The sequence below is a fragment of the Candidatus Methanoperedens sp. genome (genome assembly GCA_012026795.1).
GTDB lineage: Archaea > Halobacteriota > Methanosarcinia > Methanosarcinales > Methanoperedenaceae > Methanoperedens.
Window position 1 is genome coordinate 117,220 of sequence record VEPM01000011.1, and the last position, 18,219, is coordinate 135,438.

The window sequence follows — 18,219 nt, forward strand, 5'->3', positions numbered from 1 at the left end:
ACCCACCGCACTATTTCTTTAAAACCCTTAAAACCTCTGGCATATATTTTTATCCATGTGATACAATTAGATAACCTGATAAAATATATCAAGAAAATATCTGAGAAGGAATATATCTGAGGGGATATAAAAATGGACGAAAAAGACGGCAAACAACTTACGGTTGCAAAAGCATATCCGAATGATTCAGGAAGAGGAATAGCGCGGCTTGACCCGCATACCCTGATGGTCATGCAGCTTATACCCGGTGACATAATTGAGATAGAAGGGAAAAAATCAACGGCTGCAAAAGTCTGGCGCGCTGACCGGAATGACTGGGAAGAAAATCTCATTCGTATAGACGGTTTTATACGGCAAAACGCAGGGGTTGGTATCGGTGACACCATCAAACTGAGAAAAGCGAATGTCCAGCCTGCACAAAAGGTAGTTCTTGCGCCGCCTGAAGGAACGTCCATACAATTCGGCGGGGATGCTGAAGAAATGGTAAAACGCCAGATCATGAAACGCCCCATCAGCAAAGGGGATATCATCCCTGTAATGAGTACGATGGCACATCCGTTCCTGGGAAGGGTCGTTACAGGGCAGGCAATACCTCTTATCGCTATCGAAGCCGAACCCGAAGGTATCATTTTAGTTACTGATAAGACAGAAATAAAACTCAGGGAAAAACCTGTTGTTCTTGATGTAACAGGGACAGGGATCACTTATGAAGACATAGGGGGCCTGGGCGATGAGATCCAGCGCCTGCGTGAGATGATAGAACTCCCGATGAAACACCCTGAAGTATTTGAACGACTGGGTATCGAGCCGCCAAAAGGCGTTTTGATGCACGGTCCTCCCGGAACCGGGAAAACACTCATTGCAAGAGCAGTAGCAAATGAATCCGGGGCCAATTTTTTCTCTATTGCTGGTCCTGAGATTATGAGTAAATATTACGGGGAAAGCGAGCAGCGGCTTCGTGAGATCTTCGAGCAGGCAAACAAAGCTGCGCCTTCTATTATATTCATTGACGAACTGGACTCCATTGCCCCTAAAAGGGAAGAAGTAACAGGTGAAGTCGAGCGGCGCGTGGTCGCGCAGCTCCTTACAATGATGGACGGGCTGGAAGAAAGAGGCCAGGTGGTGGTGATCGGTGCAACAAACCGCATTGATGCTATTGACCCCGCGCTTCGCAGACCCGGAAGATTTGACCGCGAGATAGAGATCGGAGTCCCGGACAGGCCTGACAGGATCGAGATTTTCCAGATACATACAAGAGGTATGCCGCTTTCCGATGAAGTGAACATTGAATATATCTCCAGCAGGACGCATGGGTTTGTAGGTGCGGATATTTCGGCGCTTGCCAAGGAAGCGGCCATGAAGGCGCTAAGAAGATATCTCCCCCGGATAAAACTTGAAGAGATCGTCCCCCGTGAAATGCTGGAAAGCATGCAGGTAACGGCTGACGATTTTGAAGAGGCATTAAAGGAAGTTGAACCCTCGGCAATGAGGGAAGTAATGATCGAAGTGCCAGATGTTGTCTGGGATGATGTCGGGGGTCTTGATGACGCCAAGCAGGAAATAAAAGAAGCAGTGGAATGGCCATTAAAATTCCCTGAGAGATTCCAGAAAATGAGCATCCGTCCGCCAAGGGGAATACTCCTTTACGGCCCTCCGGGTACTGGAAAAACGCTTATGGCAAAAGCAGTGGCCAATGAAAGTTCTGCCAATTTCATAAGTGTACGCGGCCCGCAGCTCCTGTCCAAATGGGTCGGGGAATCAGAAAAAGCAATACGTGAAGTGTTCAAGAAAGCGCGCCAGGTTTCGCCGGCAATAATTTTTCTTGACGAACTTGATGCTATCGCCCCTATCCGCGGCACTGAATATGGTTCAAAGACATCAGAAAGGGTGATCAACCAGCTTCTCACAGAACTTGATGGAATAGAGGTCTTAAAGAATGTGGTAGTTATTGCAGCGACTAACAGGCCTGAGATAATAGATCCTGCCCTGATACGTTCAGGCAGGTTTGACAGGCTTGTCTTTATAGGTCCCCCGACAAGGACCGGAAGGATCGATATATTCAATATCCATCTTAAAAACCTGAAAAACGGTCATCTTTCCGATAACGTTGATATTGAAGAACTTGCGGATCTTACGGAAAATTATGTGGGATCTGATATCGAATCCCTGTGCAGGGAAGCTGTAATGCTTGCTCTCAGGGAGAATTTCGATACGGATATCGTGGAAATGAAACATTTCCGTGAAGCTCTTAAGAAAGTGAGGCCTGCTCTTGCTGAAGATATGATAGAATATTACCAGAAACTTCAGGGGCAATTTAAAGGCGGGACAAAACAGGAACAGAAGTCTTATATAGGTTACAGGTGAAAAAAGCATATGAACCCATTATTGGAGAAAGGTTCATGAAGGGATTACTATGGCAAAAATACTTGCAAAAAACTTAGCTAATAAGAGAGTAATGCTTACTGACGGGTCAGAACTGGGATATGCTACCGATGTTGTAATGGATATGCAGGGCGGATCTCTGGTATATCTTGTCGTAAAACCAACAAATAATATAGATCTATCAAAATACAAGAAACAGAATAATTATGTATTAATACCATTCGAAGCAGTAAGGGCCGCCAAAGATTATGCAATTGTTGATAAGAAGTTGGTCACTGGCAGCGACTTTGATTAATTTTTTTCATATACCGGATTTGTAGAAGGCAGTGTTTTGAAAGGTGAACCAAAAGTCACGATCGTCTGTTCAAGCCAGGACAGGGCAAGCCAGAATATTAAGAATTGCCTTTTCTCCCTTCGAAAATGGAATAATATATCATCCGAAGAAAGTATTTTAGTTTTTGAGTATAAGAATTTCAGGATAGTGGAAATAGAAGAATCCCTGATTTCCCAGGATGGCCTGGATAAAAAGTTAGCCGGGTTGGGTTATCCTGCATCACTTATGATATTTGCTTCCAAACATAGAAGCAAAGATTTACGTGCTATTCTTACTGTACATTCTACAGGTAATGTTAATGAGGCAAAATTCGGGGGAACTCCCCGGAAACTTTCAGCCGCTGCCCCCCAGGCTGTCAGGTCACTGCTTCGCTCGCTGAAAATCCTTGCAGGAAATGAAGATTATGAAATTACTCTGGAGTGTACGCATCATGGTCCGAGCGACCTTGACACTCCGTCTGTTTTTATTGAAGTGGGAAGCAGCATAGGCCAGTGGCTTGACGAAGTTGCAGGGCGGATAGTTGCGGAAGCCATACTTCTTTTTAAAGATAGTGATTCACCTGTAGCTGTGGGTTTCGGAGGTACGCATTACGCGCCAAGACAAACTTCGCTGATCCTTTCTACTGATGTCACTTTCGGCCATATTTTTCCCTCGTATGCCCTTGATGAACTGGATGAGACCATGATACACCAGGCCTTTGTGAGAAGCGGAGCTGATTTTGCATATATTGACCGGAAATCCATGAAGGGTGAGCAGCGTGAGAAGCTAAGTAAAATGATTGAAGCCTGCGGTTTTGAAGTGTTAAAGGAAAGCGACATCAGGGAAATGGACGGGGTACCCTGGGAATTTTGCATGCAGCTGCGAAAAAGAGTCAAGGAGATATGCCCTTCCGGGAAACCCGTGATCACTGACGGGATAAAATGTGCTCTATCCTCCTGCCAGACATGCATCTGCCCGGGGGTCAAGATCGCAAAGATCAATCCTGCACTTTTATCCGAAGCGGAAAAACTTGATAAGAATGGCCTTAAGGCTTTCCTCTCTGACCATAATATGGCCTATATCGAATATGAAGATGGAAGATTTGCTCATATCCTTATCGGGATTGATGATTCATGCGCCAGGCTGGCTGCAGAAGAGTTAAGGGATAAATGCGTGGAAATTATTAAAAAAAATTATGATGTCTCTCTGGAAAAGGGAATACTGCAAATATCTGACAGGAAGTTCAGCCCGGAATTGGCTAAATCACTTGGGGTTGTGGATATGCAGTTGTATGGGAGGCTGGCCCGGGGTGAATCCGTGATAATAGACGGAAAAACTATAAATCCAGAGATGGTATATGAAACAAATAAAAGAGCCATTAAATTAATAAACGATGGAGAAGAAGCATGGAATCAATAATCAAAGAGGCAATATCAAGAGCAGGCGAATCTCCAATGCCAGTAATTGGGGATACGGACAAGGAACTACTGGAAATATTAAAGGAATTAAAGACAAATATTGTTGTCATAGGATGTGGTGGATCTGGCTCTAATACGATCCAGAGAATTTCCGATGAGGGAATAATCGGGGCGGAGCTGTACGCTATCAACACTGATGCGCAGCATTTATTAAATATCCAGGTTAAAAAGAAGATCCTTATCGGGAGAAACAGGACCAGAGGGCTTGGCGCCGGAAGCCTGCCGCAGATAGGGCAGGATGCAGCCCAGGAATCAAAACCTGCGATTGAAAAAGCTGTGGGGAATGCAGATCTTGTTTTCATAACATGCGGGCTTGGCGGAGGAACAGGAACAGGCTCTGCGCCTATTGTTGCAGAAATTGCGCGTGATGCCGGGGCATTGACAATAGCTGTTGTAACACTTCCATTCTCAGTCGAAGGACAAATCCGCATGGATAATGCTGAAGCAGGGCTTGAGCGTCTGCGTGATGCCGTAGATACCGTAATAGTAGTCCCGAATGACAAATTGCTTGAAGTTGTCCCTCATCTTCCTTTGCAGACAGCTTTTAAAGTATGTGATGAAGTCCTTATGCGCTCAGTAAAAGGAATAACCGAATTGATCACAAAACCCGGTCTTGTGAATCTTGATTTTGCTGATGTCAGGGTTATTATGCAAAAGAGTGGCGTTGCAATGATAGGTCTTGGTGAAGCCGAAGGCGAGAACAAAGCACTGGAATCCGTCCAGAGGGCGTTAAGGAGCCCCCTCCTTGATGTTGATGTATCAGGCGCATCAGGCGCACTTGTAAATGTAGTCGGAGGGCCGGATATGACCATAGCTGAAGCTGAAAGTGTGGTGAATGAGCTTTATACGCGCATTGATCCCAAGGCAAGGCTGATATGGGGCGCAATGGTTGATCCTGATCTTGAAAATGTCGTACGCACAATGGTCGTTGTTACAGGTGTTACATCACCGCAGATTCTTGGCAAGAATACCAAAGGAAATATTTCTACGGCCAAATACGGCATTGATTTTGTAAAATAACTCAAATAAAATAGTTGTAATACTATAATATTGGTATTAATGCCTGCGTACATAAACGAGATATTCAATTCCATCCAGGGCGAAGGTCCTTATGCAGGCATGCGCCAGGTTTTTGTCAGGTTTGAAAAATGCCAGCTCCACTGTTCTTACTGCGACACGCCACAAACACGTGACATTTCAGGCTCCTGCAGGATTGAGACTTATGCAGGAAGCGGAAAATTTACCCTGGCACAAACACCGCTTTACAGGGAAGAGGTTGCAGATTTTATCCGGAAATTATGGACATCCTCAACAAAACATGTCAGCCTGACAGGCGGGGAACCGCTGCTGCATGCAGATTTTATCAGGACGCTTGGCCTGGAATATCCTTTATACCTTGAAACTAATTCCGGCTTTCCTGAAAAAGCGCGGGAATTAAAGGATATTATCACAATAGCATCATGCGACATTAAATTGCCTGAACATGATTGTACTGACCATTATTCGCAACTTTTGAAAAATGAGCTTGAGACGATTTCCATTCTGAATGAGGCTGCAAAGACGTTTGTAAAAGTAATAATCATGCCAGAGACTACAAAACAGTCATTATCACCTGCTATCGAAGGTGTCAGATCAATTGATGATAATATCCCTTTTATCCTTCAGCCTGTAACTTCAGATAAAAAAGTCTCTTCATCACTATTGTTTGAACTGATGGATTTTGCAGGCGAAAAATTAAAAGATGTGCGTGCTATCGGGCAAACGCACAAGATGATGAACCTTCTTTAACTGTTGGTTGCTGTAGCCAGGTTGATCGCTTTTTGGGCATCGGTTGATGACCCGACGTTGATCATTGAATCTTTGGTTGTCCAGATGATTCTATACTTATTGGCTGGCCTTCCATCACTTATGAACTGAGTCGTAACTTTTGTTGCCTTGTGACCATTAAAGTAGATCTCGGTGAATGGCTCATAACCTTCATCCTTATATGTAGCCTTATATTCTTCCATGACAGCTTCTGGAGACTCCGATTTGAAAACATCAATATATATATCTTCTCCGGTATCTGTCCTGTAAACTCCCTCAATAGCTTTTTTTGAGAAATTGCCACGTGTAATATTTGTTTCAAGTGTTGCCATGTATGTAAAACCTGTAGGCAAATTGATAGTAGGGATTTGTTCGGATTTGACCTGATCGGTATTATTTACCGGATCAACAGTTGTATCAGTACAGCCTGAAACAAAAACTATTATTACTAAGAATAATAAAACAGCTATTTTTTTTAACATATTTTCTCCTGGCTCCATATATGACATGGGATAAAAAAATGTTACGGTCAAATCACTGGATAAACAGAAATAACAAGTTTTAAAATCATAATTGGTAAAGTACAAATACCACGAATGATAATTAAAAATATGTAGGAACATGCCAAAACTTGTAATTATCTATGGCACAGGGTCACATAATACTGAAAGGATAGCTAAGGCTATAGAAGAAGGTGCAAAAGCGGAAGGTGTTGAAACCATAGTGGAAAATGTATCTTTTGCTGAAAAGAACCATCTCATTGATGCAGATGCCATTGCCATCGGTTCCCCGAATTATCGTGATGCGATGATGCCTTCCGTGCAAAAATTCCTGAATGAACTGGCTGATGTTGACCTGGCCGGGAAAATCGGGCTTGCTTTCGGGTCTTATGGGTGGGGTCTTGAAGCTATACAGGCGATCAATAAACAATTGAGATCATACCGTGTTGAGATGATAGAGGATTTATGTATAAAAAGGATGCCCGGGGAAGAGGAACTTGAGATATGCAGGCGGGTTGGCTCGCTTCTTGCCTGTAAGATAAATAATATGGAGGTAAAATGTGCAGCGTAGGTGATTCGTTCGGTGTAGAACTCGAAGGTGGAATGGAACCGCATCTATATATATGCAACAATTGCAGTAAGACATTCAAAGGTATTGGTACCAATTTGAAATGCCCGAAATGCTTTTCGGAAGACATCAAATGTATTGAGTAAATATACAAATTAATTTATTTGTCAATTTGATAATATACCAATCTAACTTTTTATACAAGAATATCTAAATGTGCAACTGTTGCACTTTTGCACATGTTTAAATAGTTTGAAGGACGTATTGTTATTTGAAGTCGATTAAACTGAGGAAGGTGCTGTAATGATTAATGAAACACGGATAAAAATGATTGAAAGCACACTGAAAGAAATTGATAAAACTGGCGGGATAGAGTCAATAGCAATAGCAAGCAGGGATGGCTTATTGATATACTCAACATTAAAGAACCAAAAGCGCGCAGAAGTACTTGTTGCACTGTCTGCTACTATGGTAGGTGCAGCAGAAGCAGCTTCAAACGAGCTTGGAAAAGGCAGCCCTGAGAGAACGATAGTGGAATCAAAAAATGGTAAGATTATTGGATATGGAGCCGGACCAAAAGCAATACTCTTGGTTATGACAGTACCTGGTCTAAACCTGGGATTGGTCCTTGTCGAAATGAAAAAAGCATCTGAAAAAATAAAGCAAGTCCTTGGATAGTTTCATTTCGGCATGTAATATTCCCATTTACCAAGCGCCTGCTTCAATTCATTGTTTTTTATCGCAAATTCATTAAGGCCAATACCATCCATTGTGGCTTCTATTGCCTGCATAACTGCCTTTGCGCCAGCTCGTGTTCCTTTCGGGTGGCCGTGAATGCCGCCGCTTACAAGCAATGTACAGTCATTTCCCAGGATACTCATGACAGATGGTATCAATCCCGGATGAAGGCCACCTGAAGAAACGGGAAGAGCCGGCTTTATTGATCCCCAATCCTGCGAAAGCATCCCATCATTTTCAATTTTATGGTCGCGCAGCACTCTGGCGATCTGTGTGACCTCTTTTTTGCTCCCCACAAGTTTTCCTATTGCAGTACCTGAATGAATTTCATCTACTCCTAATAAACGCATAAGTTTTGCAAGGAAATACATGCTCAACCCATGCCTCGGATTCCTGTCAAAAGCCGCATGCATCGCACGATGGGCGTGTATGGCTAATCCAAGGTCGCCGCACTCATCCCGCATTGTCTGGACAGACGCGGTTCCGCAGGTAACAACATCGATCATGGCAAACCTCCAGCCCGAATCATGAAGCAATTTAGCTTTTCGGATCATTTCTTTTGTCTCACCTGTGATATTCAAAAGTGCATCTTTCTCCTCGCCTGTTTCTTTTTCAGCTTTATCACGCAATCTGGCCATGCGCATAAGCCTGTCTTCAAAGCGGTTAAAAGATGTGGAGGTCAGGTTCTCATCATCCTTTACAAGATCAAATCCTCCCATCCACGTTTCGTATGCAACATCGGCATGTTCAGATGAGCTAAAGCCGATCTTGGGTTTTGGTACTGCACCCGTTATGGGGCGTTCTTTGATTTTCAATAAAGACCTTATTCCCTCAATACCCTGTCCCGGGCCTTTGAAAGACTTAATATATTGTCCTGGGAAGGATGCATCAATGAGCCTTAAATTCCGAAGGGCTTTCATCCCGAAGATATTTCCTGCTATCCCGCTCAGGAGCTGAGGGGCGTTTCCAGGTTCCCAGAGGTCTATTGGATAAGCGATCTTTACATATTTGCCATTTAATTCAAACGCACGCGCTTTTATCTTTTCAACCCTTGCAGGTAAATCATGGAGAGTAGTCCATGTGCCGGCCGAACTCTCTGAAGCTATCCTTCCTATCGCTTCTTTTTCTGTAATTCCTTTCGCAGGTTCAAAATAGTATAAACAGATCAGATCATTTTTTGCAGGAGTATAATCCAGGTCTACGAATTCATTGTACCAATCAATTTTCATGGCCATTCTATCACCATTCTTCAATCATTATTTTATGAATTAAAAGATTTAACTGCCGGACTCAAAAAGATATGGAAGAATACAGTAAAAAAATATAATTTAGTCACTTCCGGGATAAAACGATGATTTTAAATATCTTTAAAGATAAGTGTAATCTTGGGAGAAATATTTCAAATTATTTCCATTTAAGGAGTGATAATTGTGGCAAAATTAAAACAAGACAATCAGAAGAGACCATTTATAGCAAGTACTGTTATAACATTATTCATTGTTATAATGCTGATAATTTCTGGCCCGGCACAAGCAGTGTCGGTCAGTATTTTAGGGCTGCAGGGCCCATATACACAAGGTAACAATATCCAGTTTCAAGTAAAAATTGATATTAATGATCCAGACCAGTTTGTTCCCGCGAAAGATATTTCGCTAAATTTGACAGGACCTACTAATCCAAGTGCGGTTTTTTCCCTTGATGGAAAAAAGATTTCAGGTGACTCCATTATCGAAATAACAGGTTTTCAAATCCCCCAGCCACTCGATTTTGGGTACGGCTATGGATATGGTAAAGATAGTATCGGCTACGGCTACGGTTATGAAAGTTTCGGGTATGGCTATGGATATGGCTACGGAAGAATAACTGATTTTGGCTACGGATATGGCTATGGGTATAATCGGGGAACGGGATATGGTTACGGATACGGTTACGGATATGGTTACGGATACGGAAACCTCACTTATATTTATAATGTAACGATAAAAACAGCGACCCTGCCGGTTGGAGATTATGAAGTAGTTGCAAGTCTTAGAGCAGAAAATAATGCAGTTACCAAGATATTTACCTCAGCAACTGGCAAATTCACGGTTACATCAGCACCAGCAACTTCGTCAGGCGGATCCAGCGGAAGCACGGGAGGCGGTATAGTGTCTTCGGAACCGTTTGACAATGTAGAATCATCTGAAATAGTAGCAATGGATCTGCTGGCAGACCAATCCGTGATATACAAGTTCTCTGCTGTACCCAGAATATATGAAATCGCAGTTGTTGGCAGAGAAAATGAAAATAGTGTCAGCATGAGGGTTGAATCTCTAAAAGGGACATCCAGACTGGTAACAGTCGCGCCTGATGGCATAGTATCCAGGAATATAAATATCTTTTCAAGTTCAAGTGGAATTAAAAATGCTTTAGTCAGGTTCAAGGTGGAGAGTTCCTGGATAGAAAGCAACGGTCTTTCAAGCAGCGATGTGAAGATGGTCAAGTGGGATGGTAGCAAGTGGGTGCAGCTTGAAACCACAGAAAAGAATAAAGATAGCACTTATACCTATTTCGAGACAGAGACGACATCATTCTCAAATTTCGCAATAACAGGTTTGAAAGGCTCTGTGGCAGGGGCAACACCCAGGGTAACAAGATCTGGAACCACTCCGGCAGTTCCTAGCGTTTCTGGAATTACTCCGATTCCGACAACTCCCACTGCGGCCCCGATAAACTCTTCGCTTATTATGGCTGCTGTTGTAATATTGATCATTATCGGAGCTGCAATATATATCAGGAGGAGATAACATCAATTTAAAGGATGGAGATGTTATTCTCCATTCCTTCTTTCGAAATCTTTTAAAAAATATTTTGTCCATAAGAATACTATAATGAGATTATTTCTAAAAATGTTGGGGGATCCGGAATAGGGAGATGGCTTTTTGGAAATCAAAAAGGAAGGACTTTCAGTAATAATTCCAGCTTATAATGAAGAAGGACGGGTTCTTAAAACAATAAAACATGTAAGGGATCTTTTAAACGAACTTGGAATAGATCATGAAATAATTGTAGTGGATGATGGATCTATAGATAATACTTTTAGTGAGGCAGCCTCAGAACAATTTGATAATGTTGAAGTTACTGGCTATAAACGAAACAGGGGTAAAGGCTATGCTATAAAATATGGCGTTACCTTTATAACAAAGAGCATTGTCACATTTTTTGACGCAGATATGGAACTTGATCCGGGACAGATAAGCATCCTATTTGTGTATATGAAGAAAAACAATGCAGATATAGTAGTTGGAAGTAAGAGACATCCCCTTTCCATGATTGAATATTATCCATTACTCAGGAGATTCTTAAGCCAGATGTATAATATCGTCTTAAGATTACTGCTACAACTGGAAATCAGGGATACTCAGGCAGGTTTTAAGCTGATGAAAAGAGAGGCTGTACAAAAAATCTTTCCAATGATGCGCGTTAAGAGATATGCTTTCGATGTGGAATTTTTAGCTTATGCTACCCGATTTGGCTATAAAATCGTGGAAGCACCAATTATTCTGAAATTCACACGAAAAGGATTTGGGAGGATAAATTTCAAGACCATACTCAACATTTTCCTTGATACTGTTGCAGTAGCATCACGTTTTGGTGTATTACAATACTATACAAAAATGTTTCGCGATTCGATTATAATGTTAACAGCATTTGTGGCAGGGATATATCTCTTCAAACAATTGATCAATCCCTATATATTTCCAGGAATAGAATCAAGAGGTTTAATAGCTTTATTTACGATTGGCCTTATAATAATTATCGTGACTTTACCATATGAATCTCTTGCAAAAAAATTTGAGAAGTAATAATAACATGAACACTACTTATGGTTGAAAATAGAATGAGAATCATTTATCATATACCATCTTTAGATACTGTATACGCAGCGAGAACAATATATTATGGTTATAAAAATGCGTTTGTTGATCTCGGGCATGATTTCAAAACCGTAACATGCAATGATAATTTGAAAAAAATCCTTGAAAAATTTCAGCCGGACATATTTATTTCTTCAATTTCAAATTACTCACTGAAGTTCCTGGATGTGGAATCTTTTAATAAAGCAAGACTTAATGGAATGATAGCTTTTATGAGTACTAATTTTTGGAATTCACCATTATCCAGAATAAGAATAAATGAAGGTCATTCTCTAAAAAATGAAAAAAATAAAGTAAAGGCAATAAAAAAAAATCTCTTAGGTGATGTTTTTTTTAATCAATGTGAGCAAGATGATTTAAGAATGGCGGGTTTTGAGGAGGAAACTGGCTTTAGATATTATACGATACCTCTTGCTGCTGATAAGATTGCTTTGAAAGAAGAATTTGATAACAAATATGAATCTGATATTTCATTTATTGGAACATATTTACCTCAAAAGAGGGATTTTTTCAGGAAACATGTTTTCCCTTTACGTAGAAAATATAATTTAAAGATATATGGTCAAGATTGGACATGGCATGATAGAGCATTGGGATGGATACAAAGAGGTGGACAATATTTTAACTTTCCATATATGAGATCGATACGAAAGCCAAAATTACAGTTGCAAGATGAGTCTAAGATATATAAATCATCTATTATCTCCTTAAACGTTCACGAAGACTACCAGAGAGAATTTGGAGGTGACTGTAATGAGAGGACATTTAAGATACCGCTTTGTTCCGGATTTGAAATTACTGATGATGTAGCTTGTATCCGCAAATATTTTAAAGCTGATAAAGAAATTATTATTGCCAACAACCGCGAAGATTGGTTTGAAAAAATTGATTATTATATGAATAATCCTGACAAAAGATTGGCTATTATTGAAGCTGGTAGAGAAAGGGTTTTAAAAGAACATACATACCATAATAGATCTGAACAAATAATTAAAATATATGAAAAATTAAAAAAACATGGATAAAAATAAAATATTACATGCAACGATAGTAATGCTATTTTTATTTCTATCTTTTGTAATAAATAAAATTCCGGACGGGACGTTCATTGCAGGCGGTGATTTTTACCAGTTAATCAATATTAATGACAATATTATTAGGAATCTATTCACATGGTTTAATCAACATGGGCAGGGGCAGTACAATCCACTAATTGTAGCATTCCCGTTTTATGTATTTCAATATATTTTATACAATCTTGGATTCTCCTATGCGAATATTGCAAACACAATAATGTTTCTTTTTTTCGTCGGTTCATTTTATAGTTTTTTTTTCGCTATAAAAATAATCAATTCAAAGATTCCTGGTTATCTTAAATTATTATGTTCAGCTATTTATTCTATAAATATATTTACTTTCACAATATTCATCTTTCCCTGGTGGATTACGCATCATTATATAATTTACATCTTTATACCTCTATTGATTGCCTTTTTTGAGAAATTATTGACTGGTTGTTCATTAAAAAATATATCTTATTTTATAATAATATTTTTAATCTCAACTTCGGGATTCAATAATGTAGCTTTTCTGGCAGCATTGTTATTTTTTCAAGTGTTATTGTCAGCTGCACTTTTTGCCACAAAGAAAATTCCATTAAGTCTGATAACAGCTAAAAGATTATTATTTATTTTTATTCTACAACTGATTTTATCCATTTTTTTCTTATTACCATTTTTTGCATCACAATTTGAATATATATCAAGGATAACTGGCGGAAAAGTCCTGGGTGATATTTCAAGTGTGTTTTCATGGACTTCAAATGATGCCTATTCTATACTTTCATTCACAATGTCTAAAGACAACTATCCATTAGTTAATCTATACTCTGACTCTAAAATATTTCTTGCAATTTCACTTGCTTATATAATTTTTATAATTGTTGCAATATTGTATCAGAAAAGAAAAAAAGAGAAGTATTGGCTCCATTACTTGATAGTTATTCTGATGCTCTTATTTTTGTTAATGCGAGGAACCGCTCCTTTCGATAAGATGAACATATTTTTATACACATTACCGGGATTTAATTTATTTCGGTCTCCTGATAAACTTTTTGTTTTTTATCCATTTTTTTATTTAGTATTATTGAGTTTATTATTGTATTATAGCAAGTTATCAAAAAAAATAATTTCAGCGATGTTGATCTTCATTCTGATTATCCCCATCCCTTTTTATATTGGAGGTATCCCTGCCTACTTATCTCATGAAAATGAAAAGGGATACAAATCTACAATTCAAATTCCGTCTGAATATTATACTATCGAAAAAATAATTAATAAAGATGATACCCAGCTTTCAATAATTTCTTTGCCATATAGCGTGGTTAACTCATTAAATTGGGTTAATTATCCTAAATGGCATTTTGTTGGTCACGATGTTTTACACCTTCTATACAATAAATATTACATTTCAGCTAATACTTATGATCATCCGGCATTGGAAACAAATCTATCATTTAAAGAATACAATGAAGGAAACAGGGTTGATAAATATAAATTTTTAAAAATATTGCAGAAATTCAGTGGAAAATATATTTTATTACATAAGGATATCGAAAAATATTGGATAAATTATTCTAAAATCACATACGATACAATCAATGAATTAGAAGCAGATAATACTATAAAGAAATTAGATGAAAATGAATATTTCGCTTTATATAAATTAGATACAAATTATTTAATTCCACTGATGTTTTCAGATAGAAATAAATTATCATTTAAAAAATTTAGTCCAGTTAAATATGATGTTTATATATATAATTTAACAAATAAAACAAATATTGAATTTCATCAATCCTATAATTCTCAATGGAAGCTTTATCTGAAATCCAATCCAGGCAATTCTTTGTGCAAACCATTAGAATACTACAAAAACAGTAATACAACAGAATGTGAACAAACCACACAATTGTTTGAAATCAGCGATCTCTCTTATATATTGCAAAACTCTGTGTCAGATGGAACGCATAAAATGGTCAATGAGTATGCTAATGCCTGGACTATTGATCCAGAATATATTATAACAAATTATCCAAAAGAATATTACAAGAAATATCCAGATGGCAGTATTGATATCGAATTGACTTTATATTTCAAGCCCCAGTCGTATTTCTATATGGGTTTAATGGTTTCTGGTATTGCATTTGTCATCTGCATTGGGTATTTGTATAAAGATCGGAAAAAGAAAACACCAAATAAATTGACTACCTCGGTCAGTATCTCTGAGAATCTCATGAAAAAGTATAGTACGGATGACTGGTCCCCTTCCAACTACCCGTTTTTAATTGCACTTATGCTTCTTACAGTTACTGCTGTGACACTTGCTATTGGCGACGAGAAACTTGCTGAAAATCTTGCCATATATGTATATTATTTCCTTGCCTTAGGCGTAGCAATTCGTTTTTTTGAGCTTTCACTGCCTGAAGATACCCTGCAAAGGCTCGATCCTGCTATGAAACTCATTTCTGTTGTTTTGGATTTCATACAATATCATGGATTGAAATTAATCAGAAATATGGACTTTATGCTAAAAAATCTATATTCCAGACAACAATCACATTTACGCAGGGCTATATTTGAAATAAAGATAAGTATTTCAGATTTTGAAAGGCAACATCCTTCAATAGGTGCACAAATTCGAAAGAAAATAAGTATCATCAAGCTGCAATATTTAAAGCGGCTGCGTATCGTCAGACCTGGAAAAAACATTTCCCTGATATCAGATATTTCCTTGAATGTCGCGATTCTTCTTTCTGTATTTCTTATAATATCTTTAGCCTATGGCGTTACGATTGACATGCTGTTTGTTAAAAGATATATCGGGAACCTTATTTTGATAATTATCGTCTGGTTGACACTATATATATTATTGAGAGTTCGCGTCTATACAGGACGGCTTAAGTGAGGATTATTTCTTATTCGCGAAGGTATTAATACATCAGAATCCTAATAATTGGATAACTGTTATCTTATAAATTCCCATTCTTTTAAGAGGAGTGTATTAAAAGATGAATTATGAGTCACCTAAAATATCAGCAGTAATGCCAGTCTATAATGCTGAATTATATCTCAAAGAAGCAATTGAAAGTATATTGAATCAAACATTTGAGGATTTTGAATTTATTATCGTTGATGATGCTTCTACCGATAGTAGCTATAAAATAATTAAGGAATTTTCAAAAAAAGATGATAGAATTATAATACTCAGAAATGAAAATAATCTGGGAATAGCTGAAACCAGAACAAAAGGTACAAAATATGCTAGAGGAAAATACATAGCAGTAGCTGATGCAGATGATATTTCAACATTAAAAAGATTTGAGAAAGAATATAATTATTTAGAGAAACACAGAGATTGTGGAGTTGTTGGTGGCTTTATACAGTTGTTTGACAGCGATTCAGGTAAGATTATTGGAGTGAGAAAATACTATGAAGATGATACAAATTTGCGAAAAAGACTGTTTCTATATTGTCCTATTGCACAACCGGTCTGTATGATTAGAAAAGAGGTTTTTAATAATATTGGATATTATGATCCGAAATACCCCCCGGCTGAAGACCTGGATTTATGGTTCAGGATTGGCACGCAATATAAATTTGCAAACATCCAGGAGATTTTACTTAAATATAGAGTACACAAACAATCTGCTACAATCTCAAAAATCCAGAATATGGAGGCTATGACTATAGAAATACGGAAAAAATATTCAAATGGCTATGGCTATTCGATGACCTTATTTGATAAAATATATAATATAGTTATCAGCATGACATATTTTGTACCGTACAAAGTCAAGATACAGATATTTAATCATATCAGGAATCAATAAAATATGATCATAATCACGAGCCATGCCAGTTTAATAGATGGTCATATATATGATGCCGTAACCAATAATTTTATAGATATTTTACATAAAAATAAAATAGATTTTATATATATTCGTCACTCTATTGATGGCAAGCTTCCATCTACTATTTATAATTATCATAAAGGAAAGAATATATCTCGTAAAAATCTTGTTATTTTTTCAAAGATTGCTCCCTTAAGATATATTTCAGAAATAACTTCAACCTTTATTTATTTTTTACATAAAAAATATGATGTGAGAATTTGTTATATCGGAGTAGACCCCTTAAATGCATTCACAGGAGTTTTACTAAAAAGGGTCAATAAAATTGATAAAGTGATTTTTTACACAGCAGATTATTCAAGAAAACGATTTTCAAATAAAATTTTAAATTATTTATATCATACAGTTGACAGATATTGTGTTAAGAATGTAGATGAGGTCTGGAATGTTTCCTCCAGAATTAGAGATGTCAGGAAAAATATGGGTCTTATCGATAGTAAAAATATATTTGTGCCAAATGTGCCCTCGGACGGATATAAAAATTATGTAACAAATAAAAAGAATAAATATCATCTCATAACTCTAGGAGTTATTGGAGACCAGCTCGATTTTATCGGGATTTTTCACTCTATAATGGATTTGAAAACAAAATTTCCAGAGATTCTTCTTGCTATTGTTGGAAATGGACCTAAAGAAGAAGAATATAAACAATATGTAAAAATTAACGATCTGGAAAACAATGTGAAATTTTTAGGTTATTTAAGCCATAATCAGGCATTAGAAGAAATCTCGAAAAGCGGGATTGGTTTAGCTCTCTACAATGGTAATTGGAATTTCAATTATTATGGCGACTCTGTGAAATGTAGAGAGTATTTTAGTTTCGGATTACCTGTAATCACTACGGATTCACATTCAACAGTTGAGGAAATTAAAGAAAATCAAGCCGGGATAGTATGTAATATGAATAAGGAGGATTATGTAAAAGCTATATTGGAAATAATCAGTAATTATGAAAAATATTCCAGAAATTCATATTCTTTAAGCCAAAAATATGAAACTATACATAGCGGGATTTTAAAAAGCATGGATGATAAATGAAGGAAAAAGTTATCCAAAATCTTGGAATTATACTATTTTTTTTGATCCTGACGATAGGAATTTCATATCAAGTCTTACCTGATCATGGCGGTATCACTTATAACGATGGCGCTTATTTCTGGAATATAGACCAAAATTCTCTCAATACAATCACGACATACACATCAAATTATTTCGGGCTTGACCAATCCAATACTGTTTTTCTATATTTTCCAAAAGGAATTTCTATACTATTTCTAAAATTATTCGGGTTAAATGACAATTTGATATCATATTTATTATCGTTTGGTTTAATTTTCCTGTGTTCGCTTGTGTATTTCTACACATTTAAATATATTACAAATGATTTTTTTTATGGTTTGTTAGCTGGTCTATTTGTTGTATTAAATAATCTTTCAATTGAGCACATAGCCTTTGGTGCTTTTTTTTATTATTATTTGGGCAATATATCATTTGCTTTTTTAATTTTAATACTATTTAAAATATATATAAATAGAATAATAA

The 18,219-nt window shown here is 37.6% G+C and carries 15 protein-coding genes; 13 read left to right on the top strand and 2 right to left on the bottom strand.

The window, feature by feature from the left end:
• Window positions 1-132: 132 nt before the first annotated feature.
• The 5 genes from FIB07_06415 to FIB07_06435 are packed head-to-tail and all read left to right on the top strand — an operon-like array spanning window position 133 to window position 5,961.
• Entirely contained in the window at window positions 133-2,364 is a 2,232-nt protein-coding gene (locus FIB07_06415) for a CDC48 family AAA ATPase (protein NJD52488.1), read from the top strand.
• Window positions 2,365-2,413: 49 nt separating this feature from the next.
• The gene (locus FIB07_06420) at window positions 2,414-2,677 is read left to right on the top strand and encodes a PRC-barrel domain containing protein (protein NJD52489.1); all 264 of its coding nucleotides are present in this window, start codon (window positions 2,414-2,416) and stop codon (window positions 2,675-2,677) included.
• Window positions 2,678-2,713: 36 nt separating this feature from the next.
• Window positions 2,714-4,114, top strand: coding sequence for a hypothetical protein (locus FIB07_06425; protein ID NJD52490.1), 1,401 nt, complete (start codon window positions 2,714-2,716; stop codon window positions 4,112-4,114).
• Entirely contained in the window at window positions 4,102-5,193 is a 1,092-nt protein-coding gene (gene ftsZ / locus FIB07_06430; protein ID NJD52491.1) for a cell division protein FtsZ, read from the top strand. Before FIB07_06425 ends, ftsZ begins: the two co-directional genes overlap by 13 nt.
• Window positions 5,194-5,232: 39 nt before the next feature.
• Entirely contained in the window at window positions 5,233-5,961 is a 729-nt protein-coding gene (locus FIB07_06435; protein ID NJD52492.1) for a 7-carboxy-7-deazaguanine synthase QueE, read from the top strand.
• On the opposite strand, the gene FIB07_06440 is transcribed toward FIB07_06435, so the two are convergent.
• On the bottom strand, window positions 5,958-6,461 hold the full coding sequence (locus FIB07_06440) for a hypothetical protein (protein ID NJD52493.1): 504 nt from the start codon (window positions 6,459-6,461) through the stop codon (window positions 5,958-5,960). The genes FIB07_06435 and FIB07_06440 overlap by 4 nt on opposite strands.
• Window positions 6,462-6,600: 139 nt before the next feature.
• Between FIB07_06440 and FIB07_06445 the strand changes: the two genes are divergently transcribed.
• The gene (locus tag FIB07_06445) at window positions 6,601-7,050 is read left to right on the top strand and encodes an FprA family A-type flavoprotein (GenBank protein NJD52494.1); all 450 of its coding nucleotides are present in this window, start codon (window positions 6,601-6,603) and stop codon (window positions 7,048-7,050) included.
• A 300-nt stretch (window positions 7,051-7,350) separates the two neighbouring features.
• Window positions 7,351-7,725, top strand: a complete 375-nt coding sequence (locus FIB07_06450) for a hypothetical protein (protein ID NJD52495.1) — start codon at window positions 7,351-7,353, stop codon at window positions 7,723-7,725.
• A gap of 2 nt (window positions 7,726-7,727) precedes the next feature.
• On the opposite strand, the gene rbcL is transcribed toward FIB07_06450, so the two are convergent.
• Window positions 7,728-9,014: a type III ribulose-bisphosphate carboxylase gene (rbcL, locus tag FIB07_06455; protein ID NJD52496.1), complete on the bottom strand. Its 1,287-nt coding sequence runs from the start codon at window positions 9,012-9,014 to the stop codon at window positions 7,728-7,730.
• A 201-nt stretch (window positions 9,015-9,215) separates the two neighbouring features.
• Here rbcL and FIB07_06460 point away from each other — a divergent pair, with 201 nt between their 5' ends.
• The 6 genes from FIB07_06460 to FIB07_06485 all read left to right on the top strand — a co-directional run bounded on the left by FIB07_06460 (window position 9,216) and on the right by FIB07_06485 (window position 17,715).
• Window positions 9,216-10,571, top strand: coding sequence for a PGF-pre-PGF domain-containing protein (locus tag FIB07_06460; protein ID NJD52497.1), 1,356 nt, complete (start codon window positions 9,216-9,218; stop codon window positions 10,569-10,571).
• Window positions 10,572-10,706: 135 nt separating this feature from the next.
• Window positions 10,707-11,630, top strand: a complete 924-nt coding sequence (locus tag FIB07_06465) for a glycosyltransferase (GenBank protein NJD52498.1) — start codon at window positions 10,707-10,709, stop codon at window positions 11,628-11,630.
• Between the two features lie 20 nt (window positions 11,631-11,650).
• Entirely contained in the window at window positions 11,651-12,727 is a 1,077-nt protein-coding gene (locus tag FIB07_06470; protein ID NJD52499.1) for a glycosyltransferase, read from the top strand.
• On the top strand, window positions 12,720-15,668 hold the full coding sequence (locus FIB07_06475; GenBank protein ID NJD52500.1) for a hypothetical protein: 2,949 nt from the start codon (window positions 12,720-12,722) through the stop codon (window positions 15,666-15,668). The genes FIB07_06470 and FIB07_06475 overlap by 8 nt, the downstream gene beginning before the upstream one ends.
• A 103-nt stretch (window positions 15,669-15,771) precedes the next feature.
• Window positions 15,772-16,593 carry a glycosyltransferase gene (locus FIB07_06480; protein ID NJD52501.1) on the top strand — a complete coding sequence of 274 codons (822 nt, stop codon included), beginning with the start codon at window positions 15,772-15,774 and terminating at the stop codon, window positions 16,591-16,593.
• A 3-nt stretch (window positions 16,594-16,596) separates the two neighbouring features.
• Window positions 16,597-17,715 carry a glycosyltransferase family 4 protein gene (locus tag FIB07_06485; GenBank protein NJD52502.1) on the top strand — a complete coding sequence of 373 codons (1,119 nt, stop codon included), beginning with the start codon at window positions 16,597-16,599 and terminating at the stop codon, window positions 17,713-17,715.
• Window positions 17,716-18,219 lie beyond the last annotated feature (504 nt).